Annotated in this window: 17 protein-coding genes; 12 read left to right on the forward strand and 5 right to left on the reverse strand. The window is 67.5% G+C overall.

What is annotated here, in order from left to right:
- The first annotated feature begins 246 nt into the window (after nt 1–246).
- From AC1Q7Q_RS24630 to AC1Q7Q_RS24660, 7 genes are all read left to right on the forward strand, one after another.
- Entirely contained in the window at nt 247–867 is a 621-nt protein-coding gene (locus tag AC1Q7Q_RS24630) for a MotA/TolQ/ExbB proton channel family protein (protein WP_006157938.1), read from the forward strand.
- A gap of 6 nt (nt 868–873) precedes the next feature.
- Nucleotides 874–1302, forward strand: a complete 429-nt coding sequence (locus AC1Q7Q_RS24635; RefSeq protein WP_043344052.1) for an ExbD/TolR family protein — start codon at nt 874–876, stop codon at nt 1300–1302.
- Nucleotides 1303–1509: 207 nt separating this feature from the next.
- Entirely contained in the window at nt 1510–2619 is a 1110-nt protein-coding gene (gene lpxK, locus AC1Q7Q_RS24640) for a tetraacyldisaccharide 4'-kinase (RefSeq protein ID WP_492373335.1), read from the forward strand.
- Nucleotides 2600–2788 (forward strand): Trm112 family protein, encoded by a 189-nt coding sequence (locus AC1Q7Q_RS24645; RefSeq protein ID WP_043344047.1) that lies wholly within the window; start codon nt 2600–2602, stop codon nt 2786–2788. Before lpxK ends, AC1Q7Q_RS24645 begins: the two co-directional genes overlap by 20 nt.
- A 12-nt stretch (nt 2789–2800) precedes the next feature.
- A complete protein-coding gene (gene kdsB / locus AC1Q7Q_RS24650; RefSeq protein ID WP_492373334.1) occupies nt 2801–3610 on the forward strand; it encodes a 3-deoxy-manno-octulosonate cytidylyltransferase in 810 nt (269 codons plus the stop codon).
- Nucleotides 3611–3970: 360 nt separating this feature from the next.
- The gene (gene adk / locus AC1Q7Q_RS24655; protein ID WP_174426009.1) at nt 3971–4636 is read left to right on the forward strand and encodes an adenylate kinase; all 666 of its coding nucleotides are present in this window, start codon (nt 3971–3973) and stop codon (nt 4634–4636) included.
- A gap of 177 nt (nt 4637–4813) precedes the next feature.
- On the forward strand, nt 4814–5572 hold the full coding sequence (locus tag AC1Q7Q_RS24660) for a 3-hydroxyacyl-CoA dehydrogenase (RefSeq protein ID WP_492373333.1): 759 nt from the start codon (nt 4814–4816) through the stop codon (nt 5570–5572).
- A 28-nt stretch (nt 5573–5600) separates the two neighbouring features.
- Here AC1Q7Q_RS24660 and AC1Q7Q_RS24665 read toward each other — a convergent pair whose 3' ends face one another.
- Nucleotides 5601–6410 carry a helix-turn-helix transcriptional regulator gene (locus AC1Q7Q_RS24665; protein WP_492373332.1) on the reverse strand — a complete coding sequence of 270 codons (810 nt, stop codon included), beginning with the start codon at nt 6408–6410 and terminating at the stop codon, nt 5601–5603.
- Between the two features lie 218 nt (nt 6411–6628).
- On the opposite strand from AC1Q7Q_RS24665, the gene AC1Q7Q_RS24670 reads away from it, so the two are divergent.
- On the forward strand, nt 6629–7387 hold the full coding sequence (locus tag AC1Q7Q_RS24670) for a class I SAM-dependent methyltransferase (protein WP_492373331.1): 759 nt from the start codon (nt 6629–6631) through the stop codon (nt 7385–7387).
- 72 nt (nt 7388–7459) lie between these two features.
- On the opposite strand, the gene AC1Q7Q_RS24675 is transcribed toward AC1Q7Q_RS24670, so the two are convergent.
- Nucleotides 7460–8368 (reverse strand): LysR family transcriptional regulator, encoded by a 909-nt coding sequence (locus AC1Q7Q_RS24675; RefSeq protein ID WP_492373330.1) that lies wholly within the window; start codon nt 8366–8368, stop codon nt 7460–7462.
- Nucleotides 8369–8463: 95 nt separating this feature from the next.
- Between AC1Q7Q_RS24675 and AC1Q7Q_RS24680 the strand changes: the two genes are divergently transcribed.
- Nucleotides 8464–9486 carry a bile acid:sodium symporter family protein gene (locus tag AC1Q7Q_RS24680; protein ID WP_043344030.1) on the forward strand — a complete coding sequence of 341 codons (1023 nt, stop codon included), beginning with the start codon at nt 8464–8466 and terminating at the stop codon, nt 9484–9486.
- 84 nt (nt 9487–9570) lie between these two features.
- On the opposite strand, the gene AC1Q7Q_RS24685 is transcribed toward AC1Q7Q_RS24680, so the two are convergent.
- Both AC1Q7Q_RS24685 and tsaE read right to left on the reverse strand, forming a co-directional pair.
- Complete coding sequence (locus AC1Q7Q_RS24685; protein WP_150988779.1) at nt 9571–11076, reverse strand: N-acetylmuramoyl-L-alanine amidase; 1506 nt, start codon at nt 11074–11076, stop codon at nt 9571–9573.
- Entirely contained in the window at nt 11070–11582 is a 513-nt protein-coding gene (tsaE, locus tag AC1Q7Q_RS24690) for a tRNA (adenosine(37)-N6)-threonylcarbamoyltransferase complex ATPase subunit type 1 TsaE (protein WP_492373329.1), read from the reverse strand. Before tsaE ends, AC1Q7Q_RS24685 begins: the two co-directional genes overlap by 7 nt.
- 16 nt (nt 11583–11598) lie before the next feature.
- Between tsaE and queG the strand changes: the two genes are divergently transcribed.
- Entirely contained in the window at nt 11599–12819 is a 1221-nt protein-coding gene (gene queG / locus AC1Q7Q_RS24695; protein ID WP_492373328.1) for a tRNA epoxyqueuosine(34) reductase QueG, read from the forward strand.
- 4 nt (nt 12820–12823) lie between these two features.
- Here the strand turns inward: queG and AC1Q7Q_RS24700 are convergent, their stop codons facing one another.
- A complete protein-coding gene (locus AC1Q7Q_RS24700) occupies nt 12824–13717 on the reverse strand; it encodes an AEC family transporter (RefSeq protein ID WP_492373327.1) in 894 nt (297 codons plus the stop codon).
- Nucleotides 13718–13839: 122 nt separating this feature from the next.
- On the opposite strand from AC1Q7Q_RS24700, the gene AC1Q7Q_RS24705 reads away from it, so the two are divergent.
- The gene (locus AC1Q7Q_RS24705; protein WP_492373326.1) at nt 13840–14466 is read left to right on the forward strand and encodes a chalcone isomerase family protein; all 627 of its coding nucleotides are present in this window, start codon (nt 13840–13842) and stop codon (nt 14464–14466) included.
- A 137-nt stretch (nt 14467–14603) separates the two neighbouring features.
- Nucleotides 14604–15572 (forward strand): tripartite tricarboxylate transporter substrate binding protein BugE, encoded by a 969-nt coding sequence (locus tag AC1Q7Q_RS24710; protein ID WP_253930730.1) that lies wholly within the window; start codon nt 14604–14606, stop codon nt 15570–15572.
- The last annotated feature ends 125 nt before the right edge of the window (nt 15573–15697 follow it).

Below are 15697 nucleotides of genomic sequence, written 5' to 3' on the forward strand. Positions count from 1 at the left end.
TCAGCCCTCTGTCCACAATTCATCCACAGCACTGTCCCTGTTCCATGTGGACATCCCGCCAGTCGCCGCCTCCAGCGCCTTGCGCGCACGATGCGCGGCAGACACACCGCGATGCTGCGTCTTGCCCCGCCCGGTGCTGCGGGTTAGAGTGGCGCCTGATTTTTTCGAACATTTTCGAACATAGCCAGCGCGCGCACGGCCGCGGCGCTTGGCATGAGCACACAAGCCGTTGACTCGGGGTTCCACGTGTTTTCCATCATTCAAGCTGCCGGCTGGCCGATCTGGCCCTTGTTGCTCGCCTCGGTCATCGCCCTGGCGCTGATCGTCGAGCGTTTCCTCAGCCTGAAGCGCAGCAAGGTGCTGCCGCCCAAGCTGTATGACGAAGCTCTGTCGGTGGCGCACCAGCGCCGCGCCACGCCGGAGGTGGTCAACACGCTGGAGCAGAACTCCCCGCTGGGCCGCGTGCTGGCCGCTGGCCTGCGCCATGTGGTGTTGCAGCCCCATACGTCGCGCGATGCCGCCAAGGAAGTGGTCGAGGAAGCCGGGCGCGCCGTGGCGCACGAGCTGGAGCGCTACCTGAACGCACTAGGCACGATCGCCTCGGTCGCACCGCTGATGGGCCTCCTGGGCACCGTGATCGGCATGATCGAGATCTTCGGCAGCCAGGGTGGCGCCGGCGCCAGCCCCGAGCAGCTGGCACATGGCATCTCGGTGGCGCTCTATAACACCGCCTTCGGCCTGATCATCGCGATTCCGGCACTGATCTTCTGGCGCTACTTCCGCCGGCGCGTGGACGATTACGTGGCTGAGCTGGAATTCCGCGCCACCGCCTTCCTGGATGCCATCCTGCCGCAGCGCCGCGCCTGATACGCCATGCACTTCCGATCCCGCCAGCGGCGTGAAGAACCGGAGATCAACCTCATCCCGTTGATCGACGTCCTGCTCGTGATCCTGATCTTCCTGATGATCACGACCACGTACTCGCGCTATACCGAGCTGCAGATCCAGCTGCCGACCGCCGACGCCGAAAAGGCGCAGCAGCGCCCCGGCGAGATCGTGGTATCCGTATCCGCCAAGGGTGTCTATTCGATCAACAAGCAGGTCATGGACCAGCAGGACGTGACCAGCCTGGCCCAGCGCCTGCGCGAGGTAGCCGGCCCGGCCGATGGCCAGCCGCCCGTGCTGATCGTCAATGCGGATGCGCAGGCCACGCATCAGTCCGTGATCAACGTCATGGAAGCCGCCCGCCTGGCCGGGCTGCCCCGCCTGACCTTCGCCACGCAGAGCTCGCAGGCGCGCTGAGCGGCGCGGCGCGGGGATGCAATCCCCCGCTGCGAGCCGCACCTTGCGGCGGGCGCCGCAAGGTGCCCATAATGACTGGGTAGCTCGCTTGCGCGGCCTCGCGATGACGCGATGAGGCCATCGTGCCGGCGCGCCGTGCTACCGTCCCCGGCCCCACGCCTGCTCTTTTCAACGCAGCATTACCGCCCAGCCCTGCTTACCACGCCCATGCCCGCTCCCCGCAACACACTTGCCGACTTCGTGACCGCCCAGTGGCAACGCCGCGGCTGGTTCGCCTGGCTGATGCTGCCGCTGTCGTGGGTGTTCGGCCTGGTCAGCGGCTGGCGGCGCCTGGCATACCGGCGCGGCTGGTACAGCTCGACGCGCCTGCCGATGCCGGTGGTGGTGGTCGGCAACGTGACCGTGGGCGGCACCGGCAAGACCCCCGCGGTGATCGCGCTGGCCCATGCACTGGCCGAGGCCGGCCTGCGCCCGGGCGTGGTCTCGCGCGGCTACGGCGTCAAGCTCAAGCATCCGCGCCGGGTCAAGCCCACCTCGCAGGCCAAGGACGTGGGCGACGAGCCGCTCTTGATTGCGCGCGCCACCGACGTGCCGGTCTGGGTCTTCCCCGACCGGGCGCTGTGCGCGCAGACCATGCTGGTCTCGCATCCCGGCGTCAACGTGCTGCTGCTCGACGATGGCCTGCAGCACTACAAGCTGCAACGCGACTTCGAGATCGTGATGTTCGATTCGCGCATGGGCGGCAACGGCTTGCTGCTGCCGGCCGGCCCGCTGCGCGAATCGCTCTCGCGCCGTCGCGACGCCACCCTGATCAACGACCCGGACTTCCGCCCCAGCCCGAGCCAGCCGGATGTCTATGGCATGCGCCTGGTGCTGGACGATGCCTGGCAGCTGGCCGACCCGACCATGGCCAAGCCGCTGTCGGCGTTTGCCGGGCAGCGCGTGTTGGCCGCGGCCGGCATCGGCAACCCCGAGCGCTTCTTTGCCAGCCTGCGCGCAGCCGGCCTCGTGCCGGACACCATGCCCCTGCCGGACCACTACGACTTCGCCGAAGACCCGTTCGCCGGCGATCCTGTCGCGCAGGCGGCCGATGCGATCCTGATCACCGAGAAGGATGCCGTAAAATGCGAGCGCCTCAGTGACCCGCTGGACCCGCGGATCTGGGTCGTCCCCACCACGCCCGTGATCGACGCGGGCCTGATCGAAAAAATTCGCCGCGCCGTCGCCGCGCATGCCCAGGCCGCTCCCACAGCGCCGGGCGCCGCGTCCGCCGCCGGCCACAACAAGGAAACGCAAGATGGACAACCGGCTGCTTGAAATCCTGGTCTGCCCGCTGTGCAAGAGCAAGCTGGAACATGACCGCGCCGCCCAGGAACTGATCTGCCAGGTCGACAAACTGGCCTATCCGATCCGCGACGGCATTCCCATCATGCTGGCCGATGAGGCACGCCAGACCGTGCCGGGCCGGCTGGTCTCGCCGGAATAAGCGGCTCGCACCATGTCGCTGCCCGCTTTTACCGTCGTCATCCCGGCGCGCCTGGCCTCCACCCGGCTGCCCAACAAGCCGCTGGCCGATATCGGCGGCAAGCCCATGATCGTGCGCGTGGCCGAGCGCGCCCATGCCTCGTCGGCGCAGCGCACGGTGGTCGCCACCGACGCGCCCGAAGTGGCAGCAGCCTGCGCGGCGCATGGCATCGAAGCCGTGATCACGCGTGCCGACCACCCCTCGGGCACCGACCGCCTGGCCGAAGTGGCGACATGGCTAGGCCTGCCGGACGACGCCATCGTGGTCAATGTGCAGGGCGATGAGCCGCTGATCGAGCCCAGCCTGATCGACGAGGTGGCGCTGCACCTGGCGCACCATGCCGATTGCGCCATCGCCACCGCCGCGCATCCGATCAGCGAGATTGCCGAGGTGTTCAACCCCAATGTGGTGAAAGTGGTGTGCGATGCCGCCGGCCGCGCGCTGTATTTCTCCCGCGCGCCGATCCCCTGGGCCCGCGACGCCTGGGCCGGCGTGCCGGCCGCGGCGGCAGCCACCGCCCAGGTGGCATTACCGGCCATGCCGGTATTGCGCCATATCGGCCTGTACGCCTACCGCGCCGGATTCCTGCGGCGCTTTCCCACGCTGGCGCTGTCGCCGGTGGAGCAGACGGAAGCCCTGGAGCAGCTGCGTGCGATGTGGCATGGCGAGCGCATCGGCGTGCTGGAAACAGCGGCTGTGCCCGCGCCGGGCGTTGACACGCAGGCCGACCTGGACCGCGTGCGTGCGCTTTGGGCGCAGGCCATGGCGCAGGAAGGCCCCTGAGCGCACTTGGCGATGGCCGCCGGCTGCGGCGGTCATCGCATGACTTACGACATAAGTCATGACAGATGTCACCGCAGCGGCAAGCCGATTTCGCGCCGCCTCATGGCATAATGCTTGACGATACAGAGCCGTCGGGCGCCCGGGCGCCCGGCCAAGGCTCGGTGGGGAGATGAAAAGTGAGCCCGATCGGTACCCGCCCGCCGCCAGCGGCAGAGGCATCAGCGTGCCGGTCGTCAACAGACCAGACTCCGACCTGAGGCGCGCCGTCCCGACGGCGTTGGTAAGCCTCGCGTCAAGTTTCGGCGTTACCCTCCTTCCATTCCCCCTGCCATACAAGATTCAAAACTCTGAGGACCCGTAATGCGTTTGATCCTGTTGGGCGCGCCTGGCGCCGGCAAAGGCACGCAAGCCCAGTTCATCTGCGAGAAGTTCGGCATCCCCCAAATCTCCACTGGCGACATGCTGCGCGCCGCGGTGAAGGCTGGCACGCCGCTAGGCGTGGCCGCCAAGAAGGTGATGGACGCAGGTGGCCTGGTGTCGGACGACATCATCATCGGCCTGGTCAAGGACCGCCTGCAGGCGGCCGATTGCAAGGACGGCTATCTGTTCGATGGCTTCCCGCGCACCATTCCGCAGGCCGAGGCCATGAAGGAAGCGGGCGTGGCGATCGACTACGTGCTGGAAATCGACGTGCCCTTCGATGCCATCATCGAGCGCATGAGCGGGCGCCGCGTGCACGTGGCATCGGGCCGCACCTACCACGTCAAGTACAACCCGCCCAAGGTGGAAGGCGTGGACGACATCACCGGCGAAGCGCTGATCCAGCGCGACGACGACAAGGAAGAGACCGTCAAGAAGCGCCTCGACGTCTACTCCCAGCAAACCCGTCCGCTGGTGGATTACTACTCCAAGTGGGCCGCCAATGGCGACGCCGCCGCCAAGGTGGCACCGCCGCAGTACCGCAAGATCGCGGGCGTTGGCAGCGTGGAAGATATCACTTCGCGTGTGTTCGAAGCACTGAAGTAAGCCGCGCATTCAGCGCTGCAGGTAAAAAAGGCGACCCTCGGGTCGCCTTTTTTATTGCCGCCGCCATCCGCGGAGATAGCATCGCCGAATTGACGTTTACGTAAACGTTATGCCAACATGCCGTATCTGCAGCGCCAGAAAACCATGAGACCACACATCCAAGCGAGGAAGACAACGATGGAAATCCGCGACAACGTATTTATCGTCACCGGCGGCGCCTCCGGGCTCGGCGAGGGTAGCGCCCGCATGCTGGCCGCCGCGGGCGGCAAGGTGGTGATCGCCGATCTTAACGAAGCCGCCGGCACCGCGCTGGCCGCCGAGCTGGGCGGGAAGTTCGTGCGCTGCGACGTCAGCAGCGAGGCCGACGGGCAAGCCACCGTGGCGGCAGCCACCGCGCTGGGCCGCCTGGCCGGGCTGGTCAATTGCGCCGGCATTGCCACCGCCAACAAGACGGTGGGCAAGAACGGCCCGCACCCGCTCGACGCCTTCGACAAGACCATCCGCGTCAACCTGATCGGCACCTTCAACATGATCCGGCTGGCTGCCGCGGCCATGGTGCAGAACACGCCCGACGCGGAAGGCGAGCGTGGTGTGATCGTCAATACGGCATCGGTGGCGGCCTTCGACGGCCAGATCGGGCAAGCCGCCTACGCGGCCTCCAAGGGTGGCGTGGTCGCCATGACGCTGGCCATCGCGCGCGACCTGTCGCGCGACGGCGTGCGCTGCATGACGATTGCGCCGGGGCTGTTCGAGACGCCGATGCTGCTGGGCATGCCGCAGGAAGTGCAGGACGCGCTCGGCAAAATGGTGCCGTTCCCGTCGCGCCTGGGCCGCCCGGCCGAGTATGCGAAGCTGGTGGGGTCCATCATCACCAACCCCATGCTCAACGGCGAAGTGATCCGGCTCGACGGCGCCATCCGCATGCAGCCGAAGTAACGCCGTCCCGGCCTTTGCCGGCCGCCCTTCACGCCGGCATCAGCATCACCAGCGTCAGGCCCGGCGCGGCGGCCGGCACCAGCGTGAGCTGCTCGAAATGCAACAGCCCGCGCACTGGATGCCGAAAGCCGCGGCGCCCGCCCTGCCGCTCTTCCACATCCTGCGACAGCCAGTCGACCCGGAACACCGGGCTCTGGGCAATGAGGCCCTCCACCAGCGCGCGCATCGGCGGATCGTCGGCATGGCGGATGCTGTGCGCGCGAAACTCCGACACCAGCCGCGCCGCCCGGTGCGGCCAGTCCTCCACCAATGCCTGCAAACCCGGCGATAAAAACATGCTGCGCAGCAGGTTGCGGTCTTCGCTGGCGGGATCGAGCCAGCCCACGAACAGGTCGGCGGCGGCGGCATTCCAAGCTAGCGCGCTCCATTGCCGGTCCAGCAGGTAGGCCGGGCCGTTGATGGCCTCCACGCTCGCGAGGACAGCTGCTGGCGCGTGTTCGTCCTGCGCCTGCATAGGGTCGCGCCGGCCCGCCAGCTCGAACAGGTAGGCCCGTTCCGCGCGCGACAGCCGCAGTGCGCCGGCCAGGCTGGCCAGCGCGCGGGCCGATAGCGCTACCGGCCTGCCCTGCTCCAGCCACGTCACCCAGGTGGCGCTCAGGCCGGCGAGCTGCGCCAGCTCCTCGCGGCGCAAGCCGGGCGTGCGCCGCCGCCGGCCGGGGGCCAGGCCAACTTCGGCCGGGGCAAGGCGCTCGCGGTGCGCCCGCAGGAAGCGGCCCAGCACAGCTTCGCGCGTGAGTTCGTGTGGCTTGGCGGGATCGGGGGGCGCGTATTCTGTCATGGAGGGCTGAGCGGGCAATGCAGATAGCCAGGTAAAAGCTCAAAAACTTAAAAACTAAAAAGCTGGTGCGTTTTATACCAGGATAAAACCCTGACTTGTACCGGGAAAACAGGCTGCTACAGTACGTCGAACCCGTTACGCGGGCAAGCCCCCGTCACCAATCCCCCGGTCCCCGGTCACCAGAACCCACTAGCGGCCATTGCCGCCAGGAGAGCCACATGCAACAACAAGAACTCGTTGCCGCCCAGTTCGGCGCCACCGCCAGCGCCTACCTCACCAGCGCGGTCCACGCCCAGGGCGCGGACCTGCAGCAGCTTGCACAGGAACTGGCGGCGCTGCCGGCGGCGCAGGTGCTCGACCTGGGTTGCGGCGCGGGCCACGCCAGCTTTGCCGCAGCGGGGGTTGCAGCGCAAGTGACGGCTTACGATCTGTCGGCGGAAATGCTGGCGGTTGTGGAAGGCGCAGCGCGCGACAAGGGGCTGGCGAACATCCGCACCCGCCAGGGCGCCGCGGAATCGCTGCCCTTTGACGATGCCAGCTTCGACGCGGTGATCTCGCGCATGAGCGCTCACCACTGGCGCAATGTGCCGGCGGCGCTGGCGGAGATGTACCGGGTGCTCAAGCCGGGCGGCAAGGTCGTGCTGATCGATATCGCCGGCTCGGACGACCCGCTGCCCGATACCTGGCTGCAATCGGTGGAGTTGCTGCGCGACCCGTCGCATATCCGCGACTACACCGGTACCGAGTGGAAAGCGATGCTGGAGGCTGCGGGCTTCACGGCCAGCGTCTCGCCGGCCTGGCGCATCGAGCTGGAGTTCGCCACCTGGGTGCAGCGCATGCGCACGCCGCCCGTGGCGGTAGCCGCCATCCAGCACCTGTGGCAACTGGCGCCGGCGGAAGTACGCGACCACTACCTCGTCAAGGCCGACGGCAGCTTTGCGCTGGAAGCGGTGATGGTCACGGCAACGCGCAGTTAAGCAGTTAAGCCGTTAAGGAGCTAAGCAGCTAAGCAGCTAAGCGGCTAAGCAGCCAAGCCAGGCGGGTGCCCGTCATTGCGCCATGGCCGGCTCGGCCGGCAATGGCAGGCTCTGTACCATCTGCCACACGGCGGCGGCCGAAGGCGACAAGGAGCGGTCCTCCCGGCAGACCATGACGATGCGCCGCTCCTCGCGCGGCGTGAGCGGCCGCCAGACCAGAGGAGACGCCGCCGGCAACGGCAGCGAGAACGAGGGCAGGACCGAAGCGCCGATGCCGGCCTCGACCATGCCAAACACGCTGGCCGAATGCCCCAGCTCCTGCACCACGCTCGGCGCCACGCCATGGCTGGCGAAAATGCGGTCGATCAGGGGCCGGCTGCCCGAGGCGAAATCCAGCAGCACCAGCGGCATGCCGTCCAGTGCGGACCACGGCACCGAGTCGGCATTGGCCAGCGGGTGATCACGCCGGCACACGAAGCAAAACGGATCGGTCGCCAGCGGCGCGATGGTCAAGCCTTCCGGCGCCAACGGATCGATCAATACGCCAAAGTCCACGGCCCCCGCGCGGATCTGCTCGAGGCCGTCGGCCTGCACGTTGTCGCGCACGCTGAGGCGGATATCCGGATATTGGCGCGCGCAGGTCGACACGTACAGCGGCATCAGCCGCGCGGAAATCGTGGGTGCACTGGCAATCACAACCCGGCCGCGATAACGCTCGCCAAGCTGGCGCGTTTCTTCCAGCGTATCGTCCAGTTGGCCAAGCAGGCGCTCGATGGCAGGCGCCAGGGCCTGCCCCGCATCGGTCACCACCACCTCCCGCGTGGTGCGGTCGAGCAAGCGCACGCCAAGTGCCTCTTCCAGCTCGGCAACGCCCCGGCTGACCGCGGGCTGCGTCAGGCCAACAGCGTCCGCGGCACGGCTGAAACTGCCATGCCCGACCACGGCGAGGAAGACCCGCAACTGGCGCAACGTGTAATTCATGCGTCTATGAGATGAATGGATGCGATAAATGAATTTGCATTCTAGGCGTCACTGACGTCCAATGCTAGGCGAAACCCTAATCCAACCTTGCCGTCATGTCCGCCATCCTCTCACCCTTCAAGAAAATCTACGACCTGATCGACGGGTTCGTGCTGATCATGCTGAGCGCCATCGGCATCGCGCTGCTGGCCCCGCAAATCGGCGCCGGCGACGGCCCGCTGCACCTGGGCATGGTCACCAACCTGGGCGTGGCCCTGGTGTTCTTCCTGCACGGCGCCGCGCTGTCGCGCGACAAGCTGGTGGCCGGCGCGCGCCACTGGCGCCTGCATGCCTTCGTGCAGAGCTTCACCTACATCGTCTTCCCGGTGGTCGGGCTGGCGTTGATGTTCGGCCTGCGCAACATGCTGCCCGCCGAGCTGCTGCTGGGCGTGTTCTACCTGTGCGCGCTGCCATCCACCGTGTCGTCGTCCGTGGCGATGACCTCGATGGCGCGCGGCAACGTGCCCGGCGCGATCTTCAATGCCACCATCTCGGGCCTGATCGGCATGGCCGTCACGCCGCTGCTGATGGGCCTGGTGATCAGCGCCAGCGGCGCCTCGATGCCGCTGGGCAAGGCGCTGACCGGCGTGGCGCTGCAACTGCTGCTGCCGTTCGCGCTCGGCCAGCTGGCCCGCCCGCTGATCGGCAGCTGGCTGGCCAAGAAGAAGCAGATCACCAACAAGATCGACCGCGGCGTGATCGTGCTGATCGTGTATTCGTCGTTCTGCGACGCCACCGCCGCCGGCCTGTGGCACAAGTACAGCTGGGAAACCATCGGTGCCGTGATGGCGCTCGCCGCCGTGCTGCTGGTGGTGATCCTGGCCACCACCACCTTCACCGCGCGCCGCCTCGGCTTCTCGGTGGAAGATGAGATCACCGCGGTGTTCTGCGGCTCCAAGAAGAGCCTGGCCAACGGCATCCCGATGGCCAAGATCCTGTTTGCCGGCCATCCGGCGCTGGGCCTGCTGGTGCTGCCGCTGATGGTCTACCACCAGTTGCAGCTGATCGTGTGCTCGGTGATTGCCTCGCGCTACGCCAGCCGCGACGCGCTGCCCGACGGGGCTACCGCCCGCGCCTGAGTGTCAGAGTGTCAGCGCGCTGCATGGCAAACGGCCGGCAACGATGTTGCCGGCCGTTTTGTTTTCAGGCGCCGCCTCTTACTCTTACACCGACGGATTCTTCGCCAGCGGCGGATTGCGCGCGAAGTAGTTCTTGATGCCACGCAGGATGGCGTTGGCCAGTTGCTCCTGGTGGCTCTCGTCGTTGAGCTTGCGCTCTTCCTCGGGATTGCTGATGAAAGCGGTCTCGACCAGGATCGACGGGATATCCGGTGCCTTCAGCACCGCAAAGCCCGCCTGCTCCACACTGCCCTTGTGCAGCCGGTTGACGCCGCCGATCTCCGCCAGCACCGCCTTGCCCACCTGCAAGCTGTCATTGATCTGCGCGGTCGTGGACAAGTCCAGCAGCACCCGCGCCACCTGCGCATCCTTGTTGCCCATATTGGCGCCGCCGATCAGGTCGGAGGCGTTCTCCTTGTTGGCCATCCAGCGCGCGGCGGTGCTGGACGCACCGCGCTCGGACAAGGCGAACACCGAGGCGCCCTTGGCTTCCGGCGAGAGGAAGGCATCGGCGTGGATGGACACGAACAGGTCGGCCTGCACCCGGCGCGCCTTCTGCACGCGCACGTTGAGCGGCACGAAGAAGTCCGCGTCGCGCGTCATCATGGCGCGCATATTGGGCTGGGAGTCGATCTTGGCGCGCAGCCGCTGCGCGATCTGCAGCACCACGTCTTTCTCGCGCGAGCCGGACGCGCCGGTGGCGCCGGGATCCTCGCCACCATGGCCGGGATCGATCGCGACGGTCAGCAGGCGGCGCATCTTGAAGGAACGGTCCGCCGGCGGGTTGTTGGCAGGCAGGGCCGCAGGCGGGTTGTTCTGCGCCAGCGGCGGTGCCGATGGCACGGCTGGTGAGGAAGGCGCCGGCGGCCTGGGCTTGACCGCTGCCATCGGCGGCAGGGCCGGCACCGGGTTGGCGCCCTTGTCCTCGAACTTGCGCACCAGTGCGCCAATGGCGTCTTCCTCGCCGGAGGCAGGCGCGCCGGACACGCCGTCCGCGCCGGCCGGGGGCTGCGTGGCGGCAAACCTGCGCTGCTTGTCCTCGGTGTCGCGCACCAGCGTCCACAAGGGATCCGGCGGATTGACGGGGTACAGGTCAAACACCAGGCGGTTGCGGTAACTGCCAATCGGCGCCAGCGTGAACACCTGCGGCGAGACGTTTTCCTTCAGGTCGAACACCAGCCGCACCACGCGCGGCCGGTTCTGGCCCACGCGCACGGTCTGGATGTAGGGATCGTTGGAGGTGATCTTGGCCACCAGCTCGCGCAGGGTGGGCGAGAGATCGAGGCCATCGATGTCCACCACCAGCCGGTCGGGGCCGTGGATCATCTGGTGGACGGCGGCTAGCGGCTCATCGGATTCGATGGTGACGCGGGTGTATTCCTCGGCGGGCCAGACCCGCACCGCGACGATACCGGCGCCAAAGGCGATCTGTGGCCCGGCCAGCGTGAGCACCACGCTACCGGCGCCGGCCTTGAGGCACTGCGCCAGCCATTTGCGGCGGGCCAGCTGGATATCGTCGGGTCGGTCGGTGGCGAGTCGCTTGATCAGCATGCGCAAAGCAGGGTAAGTCCAGTCTGAGTATAGGCACGAAGCGTAACGATACGGCGTTCGGCCGCGTCATCGGCGTCGCCGATGTCCGATTGGAGCAACAAGTGAAGGTCCGGTTCCCCAAGCAAGCGCCCGGCTTTCTCCGGCCACTCCACAAGGCTCACGGCCGGTTCGGCAAAACAATCACGAAAACCGGCATCGGCCCACTCCTCCGGATCGGCGAATCGGTACAGGTCGAAGTGGTAGGCGGTCAGCGGCGAGCCATCGGCGCGCGTGACCGAATACGGCTCGCACAGCGTGTAGGTGGGGCTGCGCACCTTGCCCGCGTGGCCTAGCGCGCGCAGGATGGCGCGCGACAGCGTGGTCTTGCCGGCGCCAAGGTCACCCGAGAGCTGCAGGTGCACGGTCTGGGGCGGCAGCTTGCGCACGGCCTCGGCCAGCGCCGCGCCCAGCCGGGCGGTGGCCGCTTCGTCAGGCAGGTTGAGTGTGCGTTCTTGGAGCAGGGGCATTGCGTACAATTCGGGAATGATCGACCGAGCAGCCCAGGCGCCAACCGCCTCGCCCCCTCCTGCCAGCAGCGCCGCCCACGGGGCAGCGCCTGGCCTTGCGCCGCCCCCGGCGTCGTCCGTTGTGCATGCAGGCACGGACGCTGCCGGGCTGGAGGCGCTGGTGGGCTCGATCCGGGCCTGGGGCACGGAGCTCGGCTTCGATGCGCTCAGCATTGCCGACGTGGATCTGAGCCGGGCTGAAGCAGGATTGTTGGCGTGGCTGGCGCAGGGCTACCACGGCGACATGGATTATATGGCGAACCACGGCTTGCGGCGCGCCCGTCCCGCCGAACTCGTGCCCGGCACGGTGCGCGCCATCGTGGCACGCATGCCGTACCTGCCCGCCGCGGGCCCACACGACTGGCGCGCCCATGAACTTGCCCGGCTCGACGACCCCGCCACTGCCATGGTCTCGCTCTACGCGCGGGGCCGCGATTATCACAAGGTGCTGCGCAACCGCCTGCAGCAGCTCGCCAGCCGCATCGAAGCCGCCATCGGCCCGTTCGGCTATCGTGTCTTCACCGACTCGGCGCCGGTGATGGAGGTGGCGCTGGCCGCGCAGGGCGGGCTGGGCTGGCGCGGCAAGCACACGCTGCTGCTCGACCGCGATGGCGGCTCGATGTTCTTCCTCGGCGAGATCCTGGTCGATGTGCCCTTCCCCGCCGACGCGCCGGAACCCGGCCACTGCGGCAATTGCCGCCGCTGCATCGATATCTGCCCGACCCAGGCCATCCTGGAACCCTACCGGATCGACGCGCGCCGCTGCATCTCCTACCTGACCATCGAGCACAAGGGCGCGATCCCGGAGGCACTGCGCGCGCCAATGGGCAACCGCGTGTACGGCTGCGACGACTGCCAGCTGGCGTGCCCGTGGAACAAGTTCGCCCACCGCGCCACCCTGCCGGACTTCGACGTGCGCAATGGCTTCGACGCGCCCGACATGGCCGAGCTGTTCGGCTGGACGGAGGCGGAATTCAACCAGCGGCTGGAAGGCAGCCCGATCCGCCGCATCGGCCATGAGCGCTGGCTGCGCAACCTGGCGGTAGGGCTGGGCAACAGCCTGCGCGCGGCCATCGCCAGCGGCGATATGGCGCTGGCCACGCGCATCCGCGCCGCGCTCGGCGCGCGCCAGGCCGAGGCCAGCCCGCTGGTGCGCGAGCATATCGACTGGGCGCTGGCCCAGGCGCCCGCTAACTGACGAGCTAACTGACGAGAGACAGCCAGAACGGCGTGGTGACGATGGCCGCCACGGTCATGACCGAGATCGTCGCCGCCACCATCGGGCCGTTGCCGCCCATGCGCACGGCCAGGATGTAGGCGCTCGACGCGGTCGGCAGCGAGGCGAACAGCACCGCGATCTGCGACTGCAGCTCGGTCAGCGGCAGCAAGCGCCCCACCGCCCAGGCAAAGCAGGGCATGGCCACCAGCTTGACACCGCTCCACCACGCCACCGGCCCGACCGCCCCCGTCACCCCGCTCATCTGCAGACCCGCGCCGACTGTCATCAGCCCCAGCGCGGTGGACGCGGAGCCCAGCCGGGCCAGCGTCATGCCCACCACCTCGGGCGGGTGCAGGCCCACCAGGTTGGTCAGCAAGCCCCCTGCGGTGGCGAGGATCAGCGGGTTGCGCGCCAGCTCGCGCCACAGCCGGGTCTCGCCGTGACGGGCCAGCGCCCATACCGCGGCCACATTGCACAGCGGCACCGTGCAGCCGACGATCACCGCCATCATGGCCAGGCCCTCGCTGCCGCCCAGGCGCGCGGCCAACGCCAGCCCGATATAGGAATTGAAGCGGAATGCGGTCTGCAGGCCGGAGGCGAAATCCAGCGGCGCCAGCCGCATCGCCCATTTGACGGCATAGCCGCCAACCATGCCGAACGCGGTGGTCAACAATGCCAGGCCGAGCATGGCCGACGTGGAGGAGAAATCGAACTTGGCGCTGTTGGTGGACTGCAACAGCAGCGCGGGGAAGAGCACGAAGTACACCAGGCGCTCCACCCCAGCCCAGAACGCGCGGTCGAAAGGGGAATAGCGCACCAGCAGCCAGCCGATCAGGATCAGGCTGAAATCCGGCACCAACAAGAGAGCAGAAGACATCGCTTGGTTTTAGTTATTGTGATGGCCGCCGCGCACGCCAAGTGCAGCCTAGGGCAGATACCAATTGGTATTGTTTCAGAAATCGTGGACTATGGCACGTTCCGTCGTACCGTCCAGCCTTTATGTTTTCCCGTCGTACCCCGTTCGCGTGCGAACCGCTCGCCCGCCGCGCAAGCCTGCTGGCGCTCACCCTCTGCGTGGGCGCCGCCCTGGCCATGCCGCCGGAGCGCGCGCGCGCCAACGAAATCGAGGGCATGCGGATCGACGACGCCACCCGGGTCGGCGGCAAGGAGCTGCAGCTCAACGGCACCGGCCTGCGCTCGATGTTCATCATCAAAGGCTATGTGGCCGCCCTTTACCTGCAGGAGAAGGCGCGCAACGCGACCGTGGTGCTGGGCGCCCACGGCCCCAAGCGCCTGCAGATCCGGCCGCTGCGCGAGGTGCCACCCGATGCCTTTATCAAGGCCCTGAACGAAGGGCTCCGCGAAAACCACAGCGAGGTCCAGTTCCAGAGGCTGTCCGAGCGCCTGTTCCAGTTGCGCCAGACCATGGAGCAGATGGGCACCGCCCGCAAGGGCGATGTGATCAATTTTGACTTTTCGCCCGATGGCGGCACCGTGGTCGCCATCAACGGCACGCCGCGCGGCAAGCCGATCCCGGGCGAAGATTTCTACCAGGCCGTGCTGCGCATCTTCCTTGGCGACCATCCGGTCGACCGGGATCTCAAGCGCGGGCTCCTGGGCGGTTAGCCCCCGGGCGGCCTCCAGGCCCGCCCGCCAGAACTCACGCCGCCGGCTTCAAAGCCCCGCCACCGCGGCAGCGTCGCCGGCGTTCTTTACCTTGGGCGGATATCCCCGCCCGGTCCTTTGACGGGAGACACGATCTCATGCAAACCAGCAAAATCGCCCTGGCCCTTGGCCTGGCAGCAGCAGCCTCCGTGGCGCAGGCGCAAAGCTTCCCGACCAAGCCGATCCGGCTGATCATCCCGTTTGCGCCCGGCGGCACGACGGACATCGTGGGCCGTGGCGCGGCCGACCAGATGAGCCGCATCCTGGGCCAGCCCGTGGTGGTGGAAAACCGCGCCGGCGGGGGCGGCTCGATCGGCGCCGACGCCATCGCCAAGGCCGCGCCCGACGGCTACACCATCGGCATCTCCACGGTCTCCACCATGGCGGTCAACCCGGCCTGCAACCCCAAGCTGTCGTACGACCCGATCAAGGACTTCAAGCCCGTCACCAACCTGGCCAACGTGGCCAACGTCATCGCGGTCAACCCGAACTTCCCGGCCAAGGACTACAAGGAGTTCCTGGCTGTGCTCAAGGCCAATCCGGGCAAGTATTCGTACGCGACCTCCGGCACCTGCGCCTTCGGCCACATGCTGGGCGAGCAGTTCAAGGTCTCGACCAAGACCTTCATGGTCCATATCCCCTACCGCGGCGCGGGCCCGGCGCTGAACGACGTGCTGGCCGGCCAGGTGCCGATCATGGTCGACAACCTGCCCTCCTCGATGCCCTACATCAAGGCCGGCAAGCTGCGCCCGATCGTGGTGGCCTGGAACAAGCGCATCGACTCCCTGCCGAACGTGCCGACCTTCGGCGAGCTCGGCCTGAAAGAGCCGAACGACCCGGCCTGGTACGGCCTGGTGGCCCCGGCCGGCACGCCTGACGAAGTCATCAAGAAGCTGAACGAAGCCGCGGTCAAGGCGCTGCAAGACAAGGACTTCCAGCAGCGCCTGCGCACTGCCGGCGCGGAACCTTCGGGCAACACCCCGGCAGAGCATGCGGCGGAGATCAAGAAGGAATTCGAGAAGATGAAGACGCTGGTGAAGGTGCAGAACATCAAGCTGGAGCAGTGATGTTGGCGGCAAGCCCGCGGCACTAGCCGAAGCCGGCGAGCGGGCCAAAGCCGCGCGCCATGACGACGGCTGTCTCTCCCTCTCCCCTCAGGGGGGAGAGGGCCGGGGAGAGGGGTGGCTTAGCT

The sequence above is a fragment of the Cupriavidus sp. GW823-FHT07A04 genome, from assembly GCF_058794615.1.